The organism is Streptomyces sp. CB02980 (assembly GCF_014451325.2).
Lineage (GTDB): Bacteria > Actinomycetota > Actinomycetes > Streptomycetales > Streptomycetaceae > Streptomyces.
Genome location: NZ_JACSCH020000003.1, coordinates 342,118 through 361,703, shown reverse-complemented (window position 1 = coordinate 361,703; position 19,586 = coordinate 342,118). Strand labels below are relative to the sequence as shown.

Genomic DNA, 19,586 nt, shown 5'->3' with positions numbered 1-19,586 from the left:
GCCCCCACCCCACCCCCGGACACGCACCCCGCCCCCACCCGGCCCCCGATTCCACCCGTACGGCACCCCTGACGTACTGAATACGGGAGGGGAAAACCGCTCAGTCGACTTCTGGCTTGAGACAACAGGCCACCGAACTCGGCGCCACACTGACCGTGTGCATCAAGACACGATCTGTGACCTCTACGTCCGTCTGTCCCTCGCCCGGGACGGCAAGACCGCAATCGAGCGGCAGGAAGCCGACTGCCGTGCTTGGGCCGAACGCAACGGGCTGACCGTCCGCAAGGTCCACATGGACAGAGGGCGCTCCGGCTACAAGACCGTTGAGCGCAAGGGCTTCGACGCCGCGCTCGCGGCCGTCACGGCGGGCGTCGTCGGCACGCTGATCGTCTGGAAACTGGACCGTCTGTCCCGCAAGGGGATCGGCCAGGTGGGCAGGGTGCTGGACGACATCGAGAAGGCCGGCGGCCGTCTCGTCTCCGTCGTGGACGGTCTCGACACCTCGAACGACTCGGCGCGCATGGTTGTCTCCATGCTTGCCGAGCTCGCCCGCTCCGAGTCCAGGAATCTCGGCACGCGGGTCGGGCACGCGAAGCGCTACCTCCGCAGCAGAGGTCAGTGGATCGGCGGACAGCCTCCGTACGGGCTGCTCATCGACTCGAAGACCAAGAAGCTCGTCCATGACCCCGAGTACGCCGTCTACGCCCGCCTGATTGCGGATGAAGCGCTCGCCGGGACATCGTTGGTCAAGATCGCCCGACTCCTCAACGAGTACGAGGTCCTCTCGCCCAGGGGCGGGCAGTGGAACGCGGCCAGCGTCATGCAGCTGCTGCGCTCCCCGGCGTTCGCCGGCCTGATGCCGGAGACCGAGAGCGTCGAGACGGATGACGGCGAGCGAAGGTACACGGGCAGGGTCTTCCCGTACCGCGATCCCGGGACGCTGGACACCGTCGAGATCGGCGACGGGATCATCACCGTCGGAGAGCGTGAACAGATCATCCGCACCCTGGAATCCAGAACGTTCGTGCATGCGGGAGAACGGCGGCCGAAGCCCGAGGGGACGGCGCTGCTCACGGGACTCGTCTACTGCGCCGTTCCTGGCTGCGGTCGCCGGATGCACCGTGTGGGCGACAGCTATCAGTGCATGGCTCGCCGCGCGGGCAATCAGTGCATCGGAGCCTCAGCGTTGGCCGAGGCGGTCGACCGGTACGTGACGGAACAGTTCCTCACCAAGCTCCCGGCGCTCGAACCGGGCGACCCGCTGCTCGTCGCGATCGCAGATCGCTGGGTGCACCGTGTGGATCCGGAGACCTTCGCGAAACGCGATGCCCTCACCGCGGAGATCCAGGACGAGGAAGCGCGCCTGGCCGACCTGGAGGATGCACGCTACGTGCGAGGTGAGTTCAGCGGCGCTGCGGCCGTGGAGCGCTACAACCGGCTTTCAGACCGTTTGAGAGGACGTGTCGACGGCCTCCGCGGCGATCTCCACAGGCTTCCCACGCCGTCCGTGGACGTGTCTCCGATGCTCGATGGCGTCACCCTGCGCCAGGCATGGACGGACGCGACGAACGAGGACCGGCGCGTGCGGCTGTCGCTCGCCGTGGACCGCGTCGAGGTGAGTAAGGGAGCGCGAGGGCGGCGGATCATCCCCGAGCAACGCATCCAGATCCAATGGGCGACGTCGGCGGGAACGGCCGCATGACCTTCCTCCGGGAGTTCTCGGAGGTCGCCGTGGTGGGGCGTATGCCCTGAGCAGCCGCTTCGCGCGGGGGTGATCCTGTGTTCACAGGCGGATGGCAAGCTTGAAGGATGAACGATGCTGCCCCGGCGCCCACCCCTGCGCCCGCGCCCCGCCGACGTGCCCGTGTCCGTGCTCCCGAGCTGATCGGCAAGGGTGGCTGGCTGAACACCGGCGGGAAAGATCTCACCCTCGCCGACCTGCGAGGTAAGTGCGTTGTTGTTGATTTCTGGACCTTCTGCTGTGTGAACTGCCTGCACGTGCTCGACGAGCTGCGTGATCTGGAGGAGAAGCACCGCGACACGCTCGTCATCGTCGGCGTGCACTCGCCGAAGTTCGTGCACGAGGCCGAGCACCAGGCCGTCGTCGACGCCGTCGAGCGGTACGAGGTGCACCACCCCGTCCTCGACGACCCGGAGCTCGCGACCTGGAAGCAGTACGCCGTGCGCGCGTGGCCGACGCTCGTCGTGATCGACCCCGAGGGGTACGTCGTCGCCCAGCACGCCGGTGAGGGGCACGCCAACGCGATCCGGACGCTCGTCGAGGAGCTGGAGGCCGAGCACGAGGCCAAGGGGACGCTGCGGCGCGGCGACGGGCCGTACGTGGCGCCCGAGCCCGTCGCCACCGATCTGCGCTTCCCCGGCAAGGCGATCCTGCTGCCCTCCGGGAACTTCCTGGTCTCCGACACCACCCGGCACCAGCTCGTCGAGCTGGCCGCCGACGGCGAGACCGTCGTACGGCGGATCGGCGAGGGTGTCTTCCGGGAGCCGCAGGGCCTCGCGCAGCTGCCCGACGGCACCGTCGTCGTCGCGGACACCGTGAACCACGCCCTGCGTGTCCTCGACCCGGCGACCGGCGCGATCGAGCGGATCGCCGGCACCGGGAAGCAGTGGTGGCAGGGCTCCCCCACGTCCGGGCCCGCCCTGGAGGTCGACCTGTCCTCGCCGTGGGACGTCGCCTGGTGGCAGGGCAAGGTGTGGATCGCCATGGCCGGCGTCCACCAGCTGTGGACGTACGACCCGGCCACGAAGACCGTCGAGGTCGCGGCCGGCACCACCAACGAGGGGCTCGTCGACGGGCCCGCCGCCGAAGCCTGGTTCGCGCAGCCCTCCGGGCTCGCCGCGACCGAGGACCGGCTGTGGGTCGCCGACTCCGAGACCAGCGCCCTGCGCTGGGTCGACACGGAGGGTGCGGTCCACACCGCCGTCGGCACCGGCCTCTTCGACTTCGGCCACCGCGACGGCGCCGCCGCCCAGGCCCTGCTCCAGCACCCGCTGGGCGTGACCGCCCTCCCGGACGGCTCGGTCGCGGTCTCCGACACGTACAACCACGCCCTGCGCCGTTACGACCCGGCGTCCGGCGAGGTGACGACGCTCGCCACGGACCTGCGCGAGCCCAGCGACGCGGTCCTCGTCGACGGCGACATCGTGGTCGTCGAGTCCGCCCGGCACCGGCTGACCCGGCTGCGCCTCCCCGAGGAGGCCGTCCAGGTCGAGGCCGTCGCCCACCGCACCCGGCGCGAGGCCACCGAGGTCGCCCCGGGCCGCCTCCGGCTGGACGTGGTCTTCCAGGCGCCCAACGGCCAGAAGCTGGACGAGCGGTACGGCCCCTCGACCCGCCTCCTGGTCTCCTCGACCCCGCCGGAACTGCTCCTCGCGGGCGAGGGCACGGGCACGGACCTCTTCCGCGAGCTCGACCTCGACCCCGAGCTCACCGAGGGCGTCCTGCACGTCTCGGCCATGGCCGCGTCCTGCGACGACGACCCGGCGAACGAGTACCCGGCCTGCCACGTCCACCAGCAGGACTGGGGCGTCCCGGTGAAGATCACGGCGGCGGGCGTGTCCCGGCTGCCGCTGATCCTCGCCGGTATGGACGCGTAGTCAGCGGACGAGACCCTGGTGCCTGGACGGCCGCCCCGCGGCGGCGTCCAGGCATCCGTCCACCCAGGCGGCCGGGTCGTGCACGGCCCGGTCGCCGCCCATGCCCTGCCGCTCCATGAGCACGCACTCCCCGGCGAGCAGCGCCTTCGTCCGCGTGCCGTCCACGTCGTACCCGCGGATCCGGGACGCCATGACGAAGCCGCCCTCGTAGGCGATGTCCGTCCCCCACGGCGGCCGGTCGTTGTACGTGCCGATCAACACCCCCGCCACCGCCGCGGCGACGGTGACGGCGCCCCCGACACCCGCGATGAACCTGCCCCGGGAGGGCCCCTCATGACGATGCATGAGGCGACCCTGCCAACCGGCACCTTTCGCGGATGTTTCGCGGCCTGAGCCGCTGAGCGTCAGCCCTCCAGGAACGCGACCAGGGCGTTGGCCAGGAGGTACGGGTCCTCGGCGCCGCAGAGTTCGCGGGCGCTGTGCATGGAGAGGATCGCCACGCCGATGTCGACCGTCTTGATGCCGTGGCGGGCGGCGGTGATCGGGCCGATCGTCGTGCCGCAGGGCATGTCGTTGTTGGAGACGAACGACTGCCACGGCACGCCCGCCTTCTCGCAGGCGGCGGCGAAGACCGCGCGGCCGCTGCCGTCGGTGGCGTACCGCTGGTTGACGTTCACCTTCAGGATCGGGCCGCCGTTGACGCGCGGGTGGTGCGTCGGGTCGTGGCGCTCCGCGTAGTTCGGGTGGACGGCGTGGCCGGTGTCGGAGGAGAGGCAGACGGTGCCGGCGAAGGACCGGGCGCGGTCCTCGTAGGAGCCGCCGCGCGCGTACACCGAGCGCTCCAGGACGTTGCCGAGGAGCGGGCCCTGGGCACCGGTGTCGGCCTCGGAGCCGTTCTCCTCGTGGTCGAAGGCGGCGAGGACCGGGATGTACGGGAGGTCGTCGCGGCCCGCGAGGGAGGCGAGCGCGGCGACGGCGGCGTGCACGGACAGCAGGTTGTCCATGCGCGGCCCGGCGAGCAGCTCGCGGTCGCGGCCCAGGTAGGCGGGTGCGTCGACGGCGTGCACCATCAGGTCCCAGCCGCTCACGTCCTCGGCGTCGACGCCCGCCTCGGCGGCGACGAAGGAGATCAGGTCGCCCTCGTGGACCTCGCCGATGCCCCAGATCGGCTGCATGTGGCGCTGGCGCTCCAGCTTGAGGCCGTCGTTGACGCCCCGGTCGAGGTGGATCGCGAGCTGCGGGACGCGCAGCAGCGGCCGGTCCACGTTGACCAGGTGGTGGCTGCCGTCGCGGAGGGTGAGCCGCCCGGCGAGGCCGAGGTCGCGGTCGAGCCAGGTGTTGAGCAGGGTGCCGCCGTAGATCTCGACCGCGACCTGCCGCCAGCCGTGCGCGCCCATGTCGGGCTGCGGCTTGACGCGCAGGTTGGGGGAGTCGGTGTGGGCGCCGACGATCCGGTACGGGGTGTGGGCGGAGGCGCCCTCCGGCACGTACCAGGCGATGATCGCGCCGCCGCGGATCACGTACTTCCCGCCGCTCGTAGCGTCCCAGGCCGCGGTCTCCTCGACCTGGCGGAACCCGGCCTTCTCAAGCCGCTCGGCGGCGCTCGCGACCGCGTGGTACGGCGAGGGCGAGGCCGTCAGGAAGGCCATGAGGTCGTCGGTGTGTCCGCGGTCGAAGGGGCCTGCGGTGGGACGGGAGGCTGCGCTGCTCATGGGTTCCACCTTACGCAGGGCCCGGTATACGAATACGGGGCCCCGCAAAACGCTCGCCCCGCGCGCCCGCGCGAGGAGATCCTTCGGTCATGGAATTCCTCTGTTACCACCGGGACCGGATCGGCTCCCTGCCGTTGCGCGACGCGTTGATCGAGTCCCACTGGGCCTACATGGACCAGTACGCCAAGGAGATGATCGCCCGCGGTCCGACCTTCGGCGAGGACGGCGAGGCGCCCAGCGGCAGCGTGCACATCCTCGACCTGCCCGATGCCGGCGCCGCCCGCGCGTTCGCCTTCGACGAGCCCAACTATCAGGCCGGTGTCTACCGGGACGTGATGCTGCGCCGGTGGCGCAACGTCCTCGGGCGCACCATGTGGGACTTCCCCGGCGGCCGGACCGGCGGCGACCGCTTCCTGGTGATCGGCCTCGGTGCGGCCACGGCGACGGGGCGGGCCGTCGACCTGGAGGCGCCGTCCGACTGGGAGGACCGGGGGGACCTGATCGCCTATGGGCCGCTGCTCTCCGACGACGGTGCCACCTGGCTGGGCACGGCGGCGCTGGTCCGGGCGCCGGACCCGGAGGCGGCCCGCGCCGTCCTCCCGACCCCGGACTCGTACGCCGACGTCGAGGTGCACGACTGGCAGTTCGGCGGCCGCCCCTCGTAGGGAGCCTGCCCGCGCACAGGGGTACGGCCCGCCCCCCTCCCCGGGGACGGGCCGTGCCTGTGTGAACGGGGGCGTCCTAGAACGCGGCCTCGTCCAGGTCCATCAGCGAGCCGTCGACGGCCTCGGCGAGGGCGCGCTCGGCGCTCACGCCCGGCAGGATGTTGGCGGCGAAGAACTTCGCGGCCGCGATCTTGCCCTGGTAGAAGGCTGCTTCCTTGGCGGACTTGTCCGCCGCGCCCGCGGCCAGCTTCTCGCCGGCGACGGCCGCACCGCGCAGCAGCAGGTAGCCGACGACGACGTCGCCGGAGGCCAGCAGCAGGCGGGTGGTGTTGAGGCCGACCTTGTAGATGTTCTTGACGTCCTCGCCGGTGGCGGTGAGGTCGGTGATCATCGTGCCGACGATGCTCTCCAGGTCGACGGCGGCCTTGGCCAGCGCGTCGCGGGCGTCGGCCAGGTCCTCGCCGCCGGTGCCGACCGCGAGGAACTTCTTGATCTCCTCGGACAGCGCGTTCAGGGACGCGCCCTGGTCGCGGACGATCTTGCGGAAGAAGAAGTCCTGGCCCTGGATGGCCGTGGTGCCCTCGTAGAGGGTGTCGATCTTGGCGTCCCGGATGTACTGCTCGATCGGGTACTCCTGCAGGAAGCCGGAGCCGCCGAAGGTCTGGAGCGACTGCGCGAGCTGCTCGTAGCCCTTCTCGGAGCCGTAGCCCTTGACGATCGGGAGCAGCAGGTCGTTCAGGCCGTGCAGCGCCTTGGCGTCCTCGCCGGCCGCTTCCTTGATCGCGATCTCGTCCTGCACGGAGGCCGTGTAGAGGACGAGGGAGCGCATGCCCTCGGCGTACGCCTTCTGCGTCATGAGCGAGCGGCGGACGTCGGGGTGGTGCGTGATGGTGACCTTGGGCGCGGCCTTGTCCATGAAGTTCGCCAGGTCGGTGCCCTGGACGCGCTCCTTGGCGTACTCCAGGGCGTTGAGGTAGCCCGTGGAGAGGGTGGAGATCGCCTTCGTGCCGACCATCATGCGGGCGAACTCGATGATGAGGAACATCTGGCGGATGCCGTCGTGCTTGTCGCCGATCAGCCAGCCCTTGGCGGGGTGCTGGTCGCCGAAGGTCATCTCGCACGTGTTGGAGGCCTTGAGGCCCATCTTGTGCTCGACGTTCGTGGCGTAGGCGCCGTTGCGCTCGCCCAGCTCGCCGGTCTCCCAGTCGAACTCGAACTTGGGGACGAGGAAGAGGGAGAGGCCCTTGGTGCCGGGGCCGGCGCCTTCGGGGCGGGCGAGGACGTAGTGGAGGATGTTCTCCTCCATGTCGTGCTCACCGGACGTGATGAAGCGCTTCACGCCCTCGATGTGCCAGGAGCCGTCCTCCTGCTGGGTGGCCTTGGTGCGGCCGGCGCCGACGTCCGAGCCCGCGTCGGGCTCGGTGAGCACCATGGTGGAGCCCCAGCGCTTCTCGACGGCGATCTGCGCGACCTTCTTCTGCGCCTCGTTGCCCTCGTTGTAGAGGATGCCGGCGAAGGCCGGGCCGGAGGAGTACATCCAGATGGCCGGGTTCGAGCCGAGCAGCAGCTCCGCGTACGCCCAGATCAGGGAGCGCGGGGAGACGGTGCCGCCGATCTCCTCGGGGATGCCCAGACGCCAGTACTCGGACTCCATGAAGGCGTTGTACGACTTCTTGAAGGTGGCCGGCACGGGGGCGGTGTTGGTCTCCGGGTCGAAGACCGGCGGGTTGCGGTCGGCGTCGGTGAAGGACTCCGCGAGCTCGTTCTCGGCGAGGCGGCGGATCTCGTCGAGGATGCTCTTGGCGGTCTCGACGTCCATCTCCTCGAACGGCCCGGAGCCGTACACCTTGTCGCGGCCGAGGACCTCGAAGAGGTTGAACTCGATGTCGCGGAGATTCGACTTGTAGTGCCCCATGGCGACGGCTCCGTAAAGGCTCGGGGAGGCGGATGTCCTGGTACGCGGGCGTGGTCGTGCTCGTACTACCGGTGAGTAGCCCACGCTTCTCTACGATGATGCTACCCGCCGGTAATAAGAGCAACCCCTATCCGGCCATCTGTGACACGAGCCGCAGAAAAAGGGCCCGGGGCATGTGCCCCGGGCCTCCCTCACGCGACGAGTGCTTTCAGTGACGAGTGCTCCCATCGATGTGCGCTCTCAGTACAGACCCTTCAGGTCCGTCCCCTCGGGCGCGCGGAAGCAGCCGGAGACGACGGTGACGCCGATCAGGTTCTTCTTCTTCGGGTCTGTGCTGCCGACCCACAGCTCCGCGTTGACGGCGAAGTGCTCCTTCTCGGATTCCGCGAGGAGCTCCAGGCTCTTGGCCTTGCTGTTGTTCGGGCCGTACGAGACGACCTTCCAGCCCTTGGCGGGCAGCGCCTGCCGGAGCCGCTCGAAGCCCTGCTTCAGCTCATCCTCGGAGACGTCGTACACCGACCAGGGGTGGCGGATCATGAAGAGGTGCTCGGGGTCCTCCTTGCACGTGGAGGCACCGGCGCCGCCCGGGGTCGTCTTGCCCTTGGGCAGCCCGATCATGTCGAAGATCTCGCTGGAGATCTCCTTGGTGCGCGTCCGCGCCTTCTCGACCTCGAGGGTCGTCGGGGTGTAGCCGAGGTCGTCGGCACCGCCGGCGTCGTTCATGGAACATCCCGTCGCGAGGGTGGAGAGACACAGGAGGAGGACGCCGAGCGCCGCCCCGCGGGTCCTGGTGCGGTTGGTGGGGTTCATCAGTCCTCGTTCACCTTGTCGTATCGGCCCGCCACGACCTTGGCCTGGTTCCTGATGCTCTCGGAGTCCCGCGTCCAGTAGTCGGTGTGGCCGCTCGTGTCCACGTCCATACGGTGCGCCCCGAACAGCTCGTCCGACGGCACGGTCTGCACGTACCCGGCGTTGAACGGAACGCCGTTCCAGGTCTCGACGCCCCACGTGTAGCCGCCGAGGCCGGCGACCTTGCCGCCCGCCGGAACCACGTCGCTCGTCGCCGCCTCGGACCAGACGTGGTCCTTGCCGACGTCGAGGTCCTCGGCCCTGCCGGTGAGCATGCCGGGGCTGCCGACCGCCACGATGTCGTCGGCGGCCAGGTCTCCCTTGTTGGAGGCGTCGCCGACGACGGTCGAACCGTAGCTGTGGCCGATGATCGTCGTGTGGCTGTTGTCGGGGCCGCCCTGCACCGTCTCCAGGCCGTCCATGAACTGGAGCAGCTTGGGCGAGCCGTTGTACGCGTAGTCCTTCTGCGTGGCATCGGTCACGACCGACTGGGGAGCCTCGTAGCCGAACCAGGTGATGGTCGAGACGCTCTCACCGGGCGCCCACTTCTGGGTCTCCCCCCACATGTCGGTCATCCGGCTGATGTCCTCGTCGAAGTCCTTCAGGTTCGTCGTCGTGCCCGGCACGTAGACGGCGGTGTGGTCGGCCGTGTCGGGGTTGCCGTTGGCGATGATCGCCCGGCCGATGCCCTCCTTGTCGTAGCCGAGGAGGTACGCCTCCGGCAGGCCCTCCTTGCCGGTGGCGTCGAAGCGGGCCTGGATCGAGTCGCTGCCCTTGAGCTGCTCCTTCAGCCGTTCCTGGTCCTTCTGCCACTGCCTGTACTCGGGGCTGAGGACCGCGGCCGGGTAGCTGCCGTTCGGGTTCGGGATGTACTGGTTCGGCGCGGGCCTGTTCAGGTCCGTCTGGATCTGCGCCCTGTTCTCGGCGAAGACCATCCGGTTGGCGTCGTCGCGGACCGCGGACGGGATGCCGTCCAGGGCGCCGACCGAGGCCGGGTAGAGCGTGGCGTACTCGTCGCGCTGCTCCTGGCTGAGGCCGTTCCACCAGTCGGCGTTCTCCTTGGGGGACTTGCCGTGCGGGATCCGGTCGTCGTCGGCGTACTTCCCGGCGGCCTGCTGGAGGGCCTTGGTGTCGGCGGCGGCGTCGACGAGGTCCTCTGCGCTGACCTCCAGACCGGGATCGGCCTTGAGCCTGCGCAGGGCGGCGGAGTACCGGCTGTCGATCTCGTCGGCCTCGCGGACGGCGTCGCCGATGCGCTCGGCGATGTCCTCGGCCTTGCCCTTGTTGGCGTCGGCGCTGCCGACCCCCTCGCCCTTGCCGGGCGCGAGCGGGACCGGGGCGCCGTGCTCGGCGGTGTTGGTGCCGGGCGAGAGGACGAGGGAATCGGTCGGGTACTCGACCGAGCCGTCGGGCTTCACGGTGAACTTGAGGTTCTCCGCGTCCTCCAGGGCCTGCTTCAACTTCTTCTGCGGGGCCGCGAGTTCGGTGGCGAGACCGTTGAGCGCCGTCCGGATCAGTCCGCACTCGGTGTGCAGGTACTGGTAGTTGCGGGAGAGCTGCTGGACGTCGCCGCCCGCCTTCGTGGCGGTCTCGCCCTTCTGCGTGTCGTGGATCTTGGCGAACATGCCGTTGTCGACACGGTCCTTGTCCGAGTTGGCGCGGGAGCTGACCTTGCCCCAGCCGTCGGCGGCGTCCGAGTACTCGTCGAGCTTCACATCGCGCAGTTGCTGCCAGGTGGGCACGGGGCTCAGCCTTCCTTCTGCGCGGGAGCCGGCGCCTCGGCGGCGATCTTCCGCTGGGTCGCGGCCTCGCGCTCGCCGAAGTCCCGGCCGGCGCTCTTCAGCGCGCCTTCGAGGCGGCCGCACTCGTCGCGTACGGCGGTGAGGCGGGCCTTCCAGGTGCCGAGGATCTCGGTGAGGGCGCCCGAGGAGGCGAAGCCGGCGGTGCCGCCGCTGACGCCCTCGTTCGCGGTGTCGAGGTCGGTGAGCGAGGTGGAGGTGGAGGTGCGCAGCTCACCGGAGGTGTTCCCGGCCTCGTGCCACGGGCCCACGTCGGCCTTCAGGTTCGCGTTGCCGCCGCCACCGCCACCGCCACCGCCGGAATCGGGGGCGGGTACGCCCGCGAGAGTCATCGTCGCGGGTTGCCCGGTCGGTGCGGATCCGCCGAACAACTCTTCCCAAGTGGCGGTCAGCGCCATGTTCCACCCCCGTGGTGACCGGAAATTGCTCCCGCGAACCTAGCAAGAGGTGGCGTTGCGCACGAAAACGCGTACGAGCGGTGGGCGGGGGCGCGTACGGGCGGCGGGGCGGGCCGCGAGTGACCCGTGCCCAGTGCTGCGACCGCCCCCGGGTCGATAGGCTGGCCCCATGTACGGCTACGAGCAGAATCCGGGTGCCCAGCAGCAGTACGCCCCGCCGCAGCAGGGCGGGATGCAGGCCGGCATGCAGGGAGGCATGCAGGGCGGGTACGGGCAGCAGCCCCCGCTCTACCCGGAGCCCTCGCCGCCCTCCCTCGCCGACGCGGTCCGCGCCTTCACGACCGGCACGCTCGCGCCCGAGGACTTCCAGCAGATCTTCGCGACCTCGAAGGTCTACTGCCCGCGCGGCGACAACCCCGGGTTCCTGGCCCTGCACAACACCCAGCAGCCGGTCATCCCGATGTTCACCTCGCTCAAGGAGCTGAGGCGGTACGCGGGCAAGGAGTCGAAGTACTTCGTGATCACCGGCGCCGAGGTGATCGACCTGCTGCCGACCGGCTACGGCTTCGTCCTCGACATGGAGGGCGACCACCGGATGGTCTTCGACGCGAAGGCCGTGGAGCAGATGGTCGACTTCGCGATGCGCAGGATGTACGGCTGACGCAGGCTTGGCCCAAGACGTGGGAGAGCGCCCGGGAGGAATTACTCCCGGGCGTTCCGCGTTCTGGGTGGCAAGAAGTTCATCGTTCAACTAAAGTGGACGTACAAGGTCGGAGAAGGCCGCTCTAGGAGGTCCGTCATGCCCGCAGTGACTGTCGAGAACCCGCTCACCCTGCCGCGCGTGGCCGCCCAGGCCGACGCCACTCCTCGCCCGGTACTCGCCGTGACCACGGCTCCCTCGGGCTTCGAGGGCGAGGGCTTCCCGGTCCGCCGCGCCTTCGCGGGGATCAACTACCAGTACCTCGACCCGTTCATCATGATGGACCAGATGGGTGAGGTGGAGTACGCGCCCGGAGAGCCCAAGGGCACGCCCTGGCACCCCCACCGGGGCTTCGAGACCGTCACCTACATCATCGACGGGACCTTCGACCACCAGGACTCCCAGGGCGGCGGCGGCACCATCACCAACGGCGACACCCAGTGGATGACGGCCGGCTCCGGCCTCCTCCACATCGAGGCGCCGCCGGAGTCCCTCGTCGTCAGCGGCGGCCTCTTCCACGGCCTCCAGCTGTGGGTGAACCTGCCCGCGAGCGACAAGATGATGGCCCCCCGCTACCAGGACATCCGCGGCGGCCAGGTCCAGCTGCTCACCTCCCCCGACGGCGGCGCGCTGCTCCGCGTCATCGCGGGCGAGCTGGACGGCCACGACGGGCCCGGCATCACCCACACCCCGATCACGATGATCCACGCGACCCTGCGACCGGGCGCCGAGATCACCCTGCCGTGGCGCGAGGACTTCAACGGCCTCGCGTACGTCATGGCCGGCCGCGGCAGCGTGGGCGCGGAGCGGCGCCCGGTCCACATGGGCCAGACCGCCGTCTTCGGAAAGGGCGGCTCGCTGACCGTCCGCGCCGACGAGAAGCAGGACGGGAACACCCCGGACCTGGAGGTCGTGCTCCTCGGCGGACAGCCGATCCGTGAGCCGATGGCCCACTACGGCCCGTTCGTCATGAACACCCAGGCCGAACTCCGCCAGGCCTTCGAGGACTTCCAGGCGGGCCGCCTCGGGACGATCCCGGCGGTGCACGGCATGGGCGAGTAGGCAGGAACGGCAGGAACGGCAGGAACGGCAGGACGCGGTACGGGGTCGGGCGGCGCGCCCGGCCCCGTACGCGCGCGCATGGGTCACCCGTACATGCGCACGGGTGTCCGGTGACGGGGCGGCCCCGCTGACGCCCCGTCACCCGTACGGTCGGTCCGCGCGCGACGACACGCCGGAGAGCGTGGTCCGGTGGTCGGGTGCAGACGTCGTCACCGCTCCTTCCCGAACCCGTCCGCCGGGTCGCCGCCTGGTGCGCCGTCCTGCTCCTCGTCGCCGGGGTCGCCGCCGTCGGCATCTGGCTGTGCGTCGTCTTCGAGACGGTCGTCACCCCAGTCCTGCTCGCGATCCTCGGCACCGCGCTCCTCGGGCCCCTCTACCGGCGCCTGCTCCGCATGAAGGTCCGGAGATCGTCCGCCGCCGCGCTCACCGTCGTCGCCGTCCTCGCCGTCGTCGGCGGAGCCACGTACATCGTCGTCGCCGCGCTCATCGAGACCGGCGACCAGATCATCGCCTCGCTCCGGCAGGCCGCCACCGACATCGCCGAGCACCTCGGCCCCGCCGGGACCTCCCTCGACGACCTCGCCAAGAACGCCGAGGGCCTCCTGAAGGAGTTCGGCGGAACGGCCGCGTCGGGCGTGCTCACGGGCCTCAGCGTCGTCGGCGGGATGCTCGCCACCGCCGCCCTCTCCCTGGTCCTGATCTTCTTCTTCCTGCGGGACTCGGACCGGGCCGCCGGCGCCCTGCGCGCCCTCGTCCCCCGCACCACCGGCGACCTCGTCGAGGCCATGGCACGCCGCGCCTTCGAGGCCGTCGAGGGCTTCATGCGCGGGACGACCTTCGTCGCCCTCGTCGACGCGATCCTCATCGGCCTCGGCCTCGTCGTCCTCGACGTGCCCGGCGCGGTGGGTCTCGCCGCGCTCGTCTTCGTCACCGCCTACATCCCGTACCTCGGCGCCTTCCTCTCCGGCGCGATCGCCGTCCTCGTCGCGCTCGCGGACCGGGGCTTCGCCATCGCGCTGTGGGTGCTCGGCATCGTCCTGGCGGTCCAGATGATCGAGGGCTACCTGCTCCAGCCGATGGTGCAGAGCCGGACCGTGCAGATGCACCCGGCCGCGGTGATGCTGGCGATCACGGCCGGGGCGTCCGTCGCGGGCATCCTGGGCATGCTGCTCGCGGTACCGCTGACGGCCGCGGCGACGGGGATCCTCGGCGAGCTGCGGACGCGGTACGGGGCTCCCCGCGAGTCCCCCGAGGACACTCCGGGCACGGCCGGCACCGCCTAGGCCGGCACCGCCTAGCCCGGCACCGGCACGGCGGGCACCGCCTAGGCCGGCACCGCCTAGCCCGGCACCGGCACGGCGGGCACCGCCTAGGCCGGCACCGGACCGTCCGGCTGGAAGGAGGCCAGGAGCTGTTCGAGGGCCGCCTGGTCGGGTCCCACGAAGGGGTCGGAGTCCGGGACCATCGCGATCGTCTCGATCATCCGGTCCAGCATCCGTACGGCCGGCGGCAGATGCGTGGACAGCACGATCTCCGGAGCCATCTCCCGTATCGGCTCGATCGTCGCCCGGTACTTCTCCGGGTCCACGAGGTGCGCCCAGGGGCTGTCGATCGTCGCCCACATCAGCTGGGCCTGCCGCAGGTCCTCCGGCTTGAGGTCGCTCGCGTGTCCGCTCTCCGCGACCTCCGCGCTCGGCATGGGCCCGCCGAAGCAGTCGGAGCTGAAGCAGAAACGGGTGCGGTCGTCGTAGAAGCCGACGGTGGCGGGGTTGTCGAAGAGCGGCGGCCGGAAGGCGTGCAGGGCGCGGTCGCCGACGTCCAGGGACTGGCCGGGATTGAGGAAGTACAACCGGTCCATGGGCAGCGGGCGTTCGGCGGTCATCGCGCCGGCCCCGAGGAACGTCGTGATCACCCGCGCGTCCGGGGCGGCGTCGAGGAGGTCGAAGATGCCGCCGGTGTGGTCCCGGTCGGGGTGGGTCAGCCAGATCCAGCGCACGTCGGCCGGGTCGATGACCTCGCCGAGCGTCGCGACGAAGTCACGGTCGGGGAGGGAGACGCCGGTGTCGACGACGATGGGCTCGGTGGCGGTGACGACATAGGCGTTGACGGGCAGGTGCCCGATGCCCGGGGCTTCGAGGCTGTCGGCCAGCACGGTGGTGTCGCTGCCGACCTTGTGGGTGTCCATGGCATGCTCCGTGGTCCCCCCGACGAAGGTCACGAGTCCCCCGGCGGGCGTACGAGACCAGTCTGCGCCGCGCACGAGAGCCCCGCACACGGGGAGCCCGCCCGCACGGCGGGCTACGGGCAGCAGCCCTGTCCCGAGTCCGGTTCGTTCAGCTCGAACCAGATCGCCTTGCCCTCGCCGCGCGGGTCGACGCCCCACGCGTCCGCGAGCATCTCCATCAGGACCAGGCCGCGCCCGCTCGACGCCATCTCGCCCGGGTGGCGCTTGTGCGGCAGTTCGTCGCTCCCGTCGGAGACCTCGACGCGCAGCCGCCGGGCCTTCTCCCCGCAGGCGACCTCGGCGACGAGGAGCGCGTCGCCGTCCGTGTGCACGAGGACGTTGGTGACCATCTCGGAGACCATGAGGACCGCCGAGTCGAGCTGGTCCTCGTCCCGCCAGTCGTGCAGCAGCTGCCGTACCTGCTCGCGCGCCGCGGCGATCCGTTCCGGCTCGGCCTGCGCGATCGTCATCAGGGTGCGGCGCGGGGCCTCCGGGATCGTGCCGACGGGCCGGCGGGAGAGCAGCAGGACGGCGATGTCGTCCTCGCGGCGGTCGGCGAGCGGTCCGGTCGTGTAGTGGGAGCCGGGGCCGTGGACGGCCTCCACGAGCGTGTCGGCGAGCGCCTCCAGGTCCTCGCCGTCGTGGGACTCCAGGAGCTCGCGGACCCGATCCCAGCCGGTGTCGAGGTCGTGCCCGCCGGTCTCCAGGAGGCCGTCGGTGCAGATCATCAGGGTCTCGCCGGGTTCCAGGGTGAGCCGCGTGGTGGGGTAGTCGGTGTCGGGGTCGATGCCGAGGGGCAGGCCGCCCGCGGTGGGCCTCAGGAGAACCGTTCCGTCGTTCATCCGTACCGCCGGGTCCGGATGCCCGGCCCGCGCGATGTCGACGGTCCCGCTCTCCAGGTCGACCTCCAGATAGAGGCAGGTGGCGAAGCGCGGACCGGCCTCGCCCTCCCCGTCGTCGCCGTCGGTGATCCCGTACAGGAAGCGCGAGGCGCGGGAGAGGACGGCGTCCGGCCGGTGGCCCTCGGAGGCGTACGCGCGCAGCGCGATCCGCAGCTGCCCCATCAGGCCGGCCGCCCGCACGTCGTGACCCTGGACGTCGCCGATCACGAGGGCGATGCGCCCGGCGCCGCGCCCGCCGGTGCGGGAGGTGCCGCCGGGCAGCCGGATCATGTCGTACCAGTCGCCGCCGACCTGGAGTCCGCCGCCGGTCGGCACGTACCGCGCGGCCACCTGGATGCCGGGGATGCCCGGCCCGAGGACCGGCATCATCGTCCGCTGCAGTCCGAGCGACAACTCGCGCTCGGACTCCGCCACGCCCGCGCGTGCGAGGGCCTGGGCGAGCATCCGGGCGACCGTCGTCAGCACCGACCGCTCGTCGGGGGTGAAGGCCACCGGATGCTTGAAGGCCGCCATCCAGGCCCCCATCGTGCGGCCGGCGACGACCAGCGGCACGAAGGCCCAGGAACGGCGGCCGAAGCGCTGCGCGAGCGGCCAGGTCACGGGGAAGCGGCGCAGGTACTCGTCGGGGCTCGGCAGATAGATCGCCCGGCCCGTGCGCGCGGCCTCCGCCGCCGGGTAGTCCGTGTCGAGCGACATCGAGGAGAACGGACCCTCGTCGCCCTCGCTGTGCCCGTGATGGCCGATGACCGTCAGCCGGTCGCCCGCGACCCCGAAGACCGCGAGCCCGTCCGGCGAGAACCCGGGCATCGAGAGGGAGGCGGCCACCCGCAGCACCTCGGCCGTCGACCGGGCCTCCGCGAGCGCCCGCCCGGCGTCGAGGAGGAACGCCTCGCGGGACCGGCGCCAGTCACCCGTGATGGGGGTGTGCGCGGCGGTCCCCGGTACCTGCTCGGCGACCTCCTGAAGGGTGCCGACCAGCTGGTAGTCGTTCCCCTCGATGAGCGGCTTCGACCTGCTCCGTACGGTACGGATCACCCGGCCGTGCCCGTCCATGATCCGCAGCCGCGCCTCGGCGAGCGTCCCCTCGGCGACGGCGAGGTTCACGACTCCGTCGATCTCGTTCCAGTCGACGGGATGAAAACGCGAGCGCACGGCCGCCTCGGTGAGCCGGACGGGCTCCGCGGGCAGCCCGAGCAGCCGGGCGGCCTCGGCGTCGAGCGAGACGATCCCGGACGCGTTGTCCCAGCGCCACAGGCCGGTCGCGATCGCGGCCAGGACGTCCTCGGTGCGCATTGCCCCACTTTATGAATATCGGACACCAGATCGCCACTGAGCGTATTCGAAAACCGATCTTGGCCCGGCCGGTACTCTGGGTGGGTCTGCCCGCGTGTCCTGTGACATCTGTGACATGGGCCATAGGGCGGCGTCCGCGACCACAGATCCCGAAGACTGGATGAACGACGATGCATCGGTACAGGTCCCACACCTGCGGCGAGCTCCGCGCCTCTGACGTCGGCACCGACGTCCGGCTGAGCGGCTGGCTGCACAATCGGCGCGACCTGGGCGGCATCCTCTTCATCGATCTGCGCGACCACTACGGCATCACGCAGCTCGTCGCCCGGCCCGGCACCGCCGCCGCCGAGGTCCTCGACAAGCTGACGAAGGAGACCGTCGTCCGCGTGGACGGCAAGGTCGTCTCGCGTGGCGCGGACAACGTCAACCCGGAGCTCGCCACCGGCGAGATCGAGATCGAGGCCGCCACGGTCGAGGTCCTGGGTGCCGCGAAGCAGATCCCCTTCACCATCAACGCCGACGACGGCGTCAACGAGGAGCGGCGCCTGGAGTACCGCTTCCTCGACCTGCGCCGCGAGCGCATGCACCGCAACATCATGCTGCGCTCCGCCGTCATCGCCTCCATCCGCTCCAAGATGGTGGCCCTCGGCTTCAACGAGATGGCGACCCCGATCCTCGCCGCGACCTCCCCCGAGGGCGCCCGCGACTTCGTCGTCCCGTCCCGTCTGAACCCGGGCAAGTTCTACGCGCTGCCGCAGGCGCCGCAGCAGTTCAAGCAGCTGCTGATGATCTCCGGCTTCGACCGCTACTTCCAGATCGCGCCCTGCTTCCGCGACGAGGACGCGCGCGCGGACCGTTCGCCGGGCGAGTTCTACCAGCTCGACGTCGAGATGAGCTTCGTCGAGCAGGAGGACGTCTTCCAGCCGATCGAGAAGCTCATGACGGAGCTCTTCGAGGAGTTCGGCGGCGGCCGCCACGTCACCTCCCCGTTCCCGCGGATCCCGTTCCGCGAGTCGATGCTGAAGTACGGCAACGACAAGCCCGACCTGCGTACCGCGCTGGAGCTCGTCGACATCTCCGACGTCTTCGAGGCGTCGGAGTTCAAGGCCTTCGCGGGCAAGCACGTCCGGGCCCTGGCCGTCCCGAACACGGGTGACCAGCCGCGCAAGTTCTTCGACGCGCTGGGCGACTTCGCGGTCTCCCTGGGCGCGAAGGGCCTGGCCTGGGTCCGCGTCGGCGAGGGCAACGCCCTCACCGGCCCGATCGCCAAGTTCCTCACCGAGGAGAACGTCAAGGTCCTCACCGAGCGCCTCGGCCTGGAGCCCGGCCACGCGATCTTCTTCGGCGCGGGCGAGTTCGACGAGGTCTCCAAGATCATGGGCCCGGTCCGGGTCGAGGCCGCCAAGCGCGCCGGCCAGTTCGAGGAGAACGTCTTCCGCTTCGCGTGGATCGTCGACTTCCCGATGTACGAGAAGGACGAGGAGACCGGCAAGATCGACTTCTCGCACAACCCCTTCTCGATGCCGCAGGGCGGCCTTGAGGCCCTGGAGACCCAGGACCCGCTGGACGTCCTCGGCTGGCAGTACGACATCGTCTGCAACGGCATCGAGCTCTCCTCGGGCGCGATCCGGAACCACGAGCCCGAGATCATGTTCAAGGCCTTCGAGATCGCGGGCTACTCGCGAGAGACGGTCGAGCACGAGTTCGCGGGCATGCTCCGCGCCTTCGAGTACGGCGCCCCGCCGCACGGCGGCATCGCCCCGGGCGTCGACCGCATCGTGATGCTCCTGGCCGACGAGCCGAACATCCGCGAGACCATCGCCTTCCCGCTGAACGGCAACGCCCAGGACCTCCTGATGGGCGCCCCGACCGAGCTCGACGAGTCCCGCCTGCGCGAGCTGAACATCCAGCTCCGCAAGCCGGTCGAGAAGGCGGCCCCGAAGCCGACCGAGGACCGCCCGGTGACGGACGCGGTCCACCCGGACGCGGCGCGGTAAGCACTGACGTTCTGTCACTGAAGGGGCCCGGAACCGCGTCAGGCGGTCCCGGGCCCCTTCGGCGTACGAGGTGTCAGCCACGGTGATCACTCTCCTTCAGCTCGCCCGGAACGGCGCCCACAGATCGAGACTCCACGCGTCGCCGTTGCCGACGCGGTAAGCCTCTCGCCGGCCATCCGTGCTGGCGCCTCGTGCGACTGGATGTGCGTGGAGAGACCGATCGCGACGAGCGACAGTGCGGCGTGCTGCGAGAGGTGGTTGCCGACCACCGTGAAGCGGGTGGTGTGCCGGACGTTGTCGTGAACGACGCCGGCGACACGGGTGCGCGTACGGGGGTGGTTTTCCGCGCCCTTACGGGACTGGGAGGAGGCGCGCGCTAGTGTTCTGGGTACCCGTGGGGAAGCTCCGAACTTCCTTGTGGTCAGGCCCTCGCCGTTGGATTGCAGTCCCGG

Annotated in this window: 15 protein-coding genes; 7 read left to right on the top strand and 8 right to left on the bottom strand. The window is 70.5% G+C overall.

All coding sequences use genetic code 11. The features are described from left to right. Positions 1-157 precede the first annotated feature (157 nt). Both E0F75_RS08570 and E0F75_RS08565 read left to right on the top strand, forming a co-directional pair. Positions 158-1,702: a recombinase family protein gene (locus E0F75_RS08570; RefSeq protein WP_187621891.1), complete on the top strand. Its 1,545-nt coding sequence runs from the start codon at positions 158-160 to the stop codon at positions 1,700-1,702. A 107-nt stretch (positions 1,703-1,809) separates the two neighbouring features. Beyond that, complete coding sequence (locus E0F75_RS08565) at positions 1,810-3,618, top strand: NHL domain-containing thioredoxin family protein (protein WP_187621890.1); 1,809 nt, start codon at positions 1,810-1,812, stop codon at positions 3,616-3,618. Here the strand turns inward: E0F75_RS08565 and E0F75_RS08560 are convergent, their stop codons facing one another. Then, a complete protein-coding gene (locus E0F75_RS08560; RefSeq protein WP_187621889.1) occupies positions 3,619-3,963 on the bottom strand; it encodes a hypothetical protein in 345 nt (114 codons plus the stop codon). It abuts the gene before it with no gap. 59 nt (positions 3,964-4,022) lie between these two features. After that, entirely contained in the window at positions 4,023-5,330 is a 1,308-nt protein-coding gene (locus E0F75_RS08555) for a M18 family aminopeptidase (RefSeq protein ID WP_187621888.1), read from the bottom strand. A gap of 89 nt (positions 5,331-5,419) precedes the next feature. Here E0F75_RS08555 and E0F75_RS08550 point away from each other — a divergent pair, with 89 nt between their 5' ends. Further along, entirely contained in the window at positions 5,420-5,995 is a 576-nt protein-coding gene (locus E0F75_RS08550) for a YciI family protein (protein WP_187621887.1), read from the top strand. A gap of 76 nt (positions 5,996-6,071) precedes the next feature. Here E0F75_RS08550 and E0F75_RS08545 read toward each other — a convergent pair whose 3' ends face one another. The 4 genes from E0F75_RS08545 to E0F75_RS08530 all read right to left on the bottom strand — a co-directional run bounded on the left by E0F75_RS08545 (position 6,072) and on the right by E0F75_RS08530 (position 10,890). Continuing rightward, positions 6,072-7,910 (bottom strand): acyl-CoA dehydrogenase, encoded by a 1,839-nt coding sequence (locus E0F75_RS08545; protein ID WP_187621886.1) that lies wholly within the window; start codon positions 7,908-7,910, stop codon positions 6,072-6,074. A 240-nt stretch (positions 7,911-8,150) separates the two neighbouring features. Beyond that, on the bottom strand, positions 8,151-8,720 hold the full coding sequence (locus tag E0F75_RS08540) for a hypothetical protein (protein ID WP_187621885.1): 570 nt from the start codon (positions 8,718-8,720) through the stop codon (positions 8,151-8,153). Next, positions 8,720-10,501, bottom strand: coding sequence for an alpha/beta hydrolase (locus tag E0F75_RS40390; RefSeq protein ID WP_187621884.1), 1,782 nt, complete (start codon positions 10,499-10,501; stop codon positions 8,720-8,722). The genes E0F75_RS08540 and E0F75_RS40390 overlap by 1 nt, the downstream gene beginning before the upstream one ends. Positions 10,502-10,506: 5 nt before the next feature. Further along, complete coding sequence (locus E0F75_RS08530; RefSeq protein ID WP_187621883.1) at positions 10,507-10,890, bottom strand: hypothetical protein; 384 nt, start codon at positions 10,888-10,890, stop codon at positions 10,507-10,509. Positions 10,891-11,125: 235 nt separating this feature from the next. Between E0F75_RS08530 and E0F75_RS08525 the strand changes: the two genes are divergently transcribed. The 3 genes from E0F75_RS08525 (at position 11,126) to E0F75_RS08515 (ending at position 14,001) form a co-directional block, all read left to right on the top strand. Further along, positions 11,126-11,617 (top strand): SseB family protein, encoded by a 492-nt coding sequence (locus E0F75_RS08525; RefSeq protein ID WP_187621882.1) that lies wholly within the window; start codon positions 11,126-11,128, stop codon positions 11,615-11,617. 138 nt (positions 11,618-11,755) lie between these two features. Further along, positions 11,756-12,718: a pirin family protein gene (locus tag E0F75_RS08520; RefSeq protein WP_187621881.1), complete on the top strand. Its 963-nt coding sequence runs from the start codon at positions 11,756-11,758 to the stop codon at positions 12,716-12,718. A 197-nt stretch (positions 12,719-12,915) separates the two neighbouring features. After that, complete coding sequence (locus E0F75_RS08515) at positions 12,916-14,001, top strand: AI-2E family transporter (protein WP_187621880.1); 1,086 nt, start codon at positions 12,916-12,918, stop codon at positions 13,999-14,001. Positions 14,002-14,087: 86 nt separating this feature from the next. Here the strand turns inward: E0F75_RS08515 and E0F75_RS08510 are convergent, their stop codons facing one another. Further along, positions 14,088-14,903, bottom strand: coding sequence for an MBL fold metallo-hydrolase (locus E0F75_RS08510; protein WP_187621879.1), 816 nt, complete (start codon positions 14,901-14,903; stop codon positions 14,088-14,090). Between the two features lie 113 nt (positions 14,904-15,016). Then, positions 15,017-17,137 (bottom strand): SpoIIE family protein phosphatase, encoded by a 2,121-nt coding sequence (locus tag E0F75_RS08505; RefSeq protein WP_187621878.1) that lies wholly within the window; start codon positions 17,135-17,137, stop codon positions 15,017-15,019. Between the two features lie 170 nt (positions 17,138-17,307). On the opposite strand from E0F75_RS08505, the gene aspS reads away from it, so the two are divergent. Continuing rightward, positions 17,308-19,134: an aspartate--tRNA ligase gene (aspS, locus tag E0F75_RS08500; protein ID WP_187621877.1), complete on the top strand. Its 1,827-nt coding sequence runs from the start codon at positions 17,308-17,310 to the stop codon at positions 19,132-19,134. Positions 19,135-19,586 lie beyond the last annotated feature (452 nt).

What these genes read in the sequence shown, in the direction of transcription:
- E0F75_RS08540 (WP_187621885.1), bottom strand. Translation starts at nt 8,720, where the DNA reads ATGAACCCCACCAACCGCACCAGGACCCGCGGGGCGGCGCTCGGCGTC.
- E0F75_RS08530 (WP_187621883.1), bottom strand. Translation starts at nt 10,890, where the DNA reads ATGACTCTCGCGGGCGTACCCGCCCCCGATTCCGGCGGTGGCGGTGGC.
- E0F75_RS08560 (WP_187621889.1), bottom strand. Translation starts at nt 3,963, where the DNA reads ATGCATCGTCATGAGGGGCCCTCCCGGGGCAGGTTCATCGCGGGTGTC.
- E0F75_RS08555 (WP_187621888.1), bottom strand. Translation starts at nt 5,330, where the DNA reads ATGAGCAGCGCAGCCTCCCGTCCCACCGCAGGCCCCTTCGACCGCGGA.
- E0F75_RS08510 (WP_187621879.1), bottom strand. Translation starts at nt 14,903, where the DNA reads ATGGACACCCACAAGGTCGGCAGCGACACCACCGTGCTGGCCGACAGC.
- E0F75_RS08550 (WP_187621887.1), top strand. Translation starts at nt 5,420, where the DNA reads ATGGAATTCCTCTGTTACCACCGGGACCGGATCGGCTCCCTGCCGTTG.
- E0F75_RS08520 (WP_187621881.1), top strand. Translation starts at nt 11,756, where the DNA reads ATGCCCGCAGTGACTGTCGAGAACCCGCTCACCCTGCCGCGCGTGGCC.
- E0F75_RS08525 (WP_187621882.1), top strand. Translation starts at nt 11,126, where the DNA reads ATGTACGGCTACGAGCAGAATCCGGGTGCCCAGCAGCAGTACGCCCCG.
- E0F75_RS08545 (WP_187621886.1), bottom strand. Translation starts at nt 7,910, where the DNA reads ATGGGGCACTACAAGTCGAATCTCCGCGACATCGAGTTCAACCTCTTC.
- E0F75_RS08505 (WP_187621878.1), bottom strand. Translation starts at nt 17,137, where the DNA reads ATGCGCACCGAGGACGTCCTGGCCGCGATCGCGACCGGCCTGTGGCGC.
- E0F75_RS08565 (WP_187621890.1), top strand. Translation starts at nt 1,810, where the DNA reads ATGAACGATGCTGCCCCGGCGCCCACCCCTGCGCCCGCGCCCCGCCGA.
- aspS (WP_187621877.1), top strand. Translation starts at nt 17,308, where the DNA reads ATGCATCGGTACAGGTCCCACACCTGCGGCGAGCTCCGCGCCTCTGAC.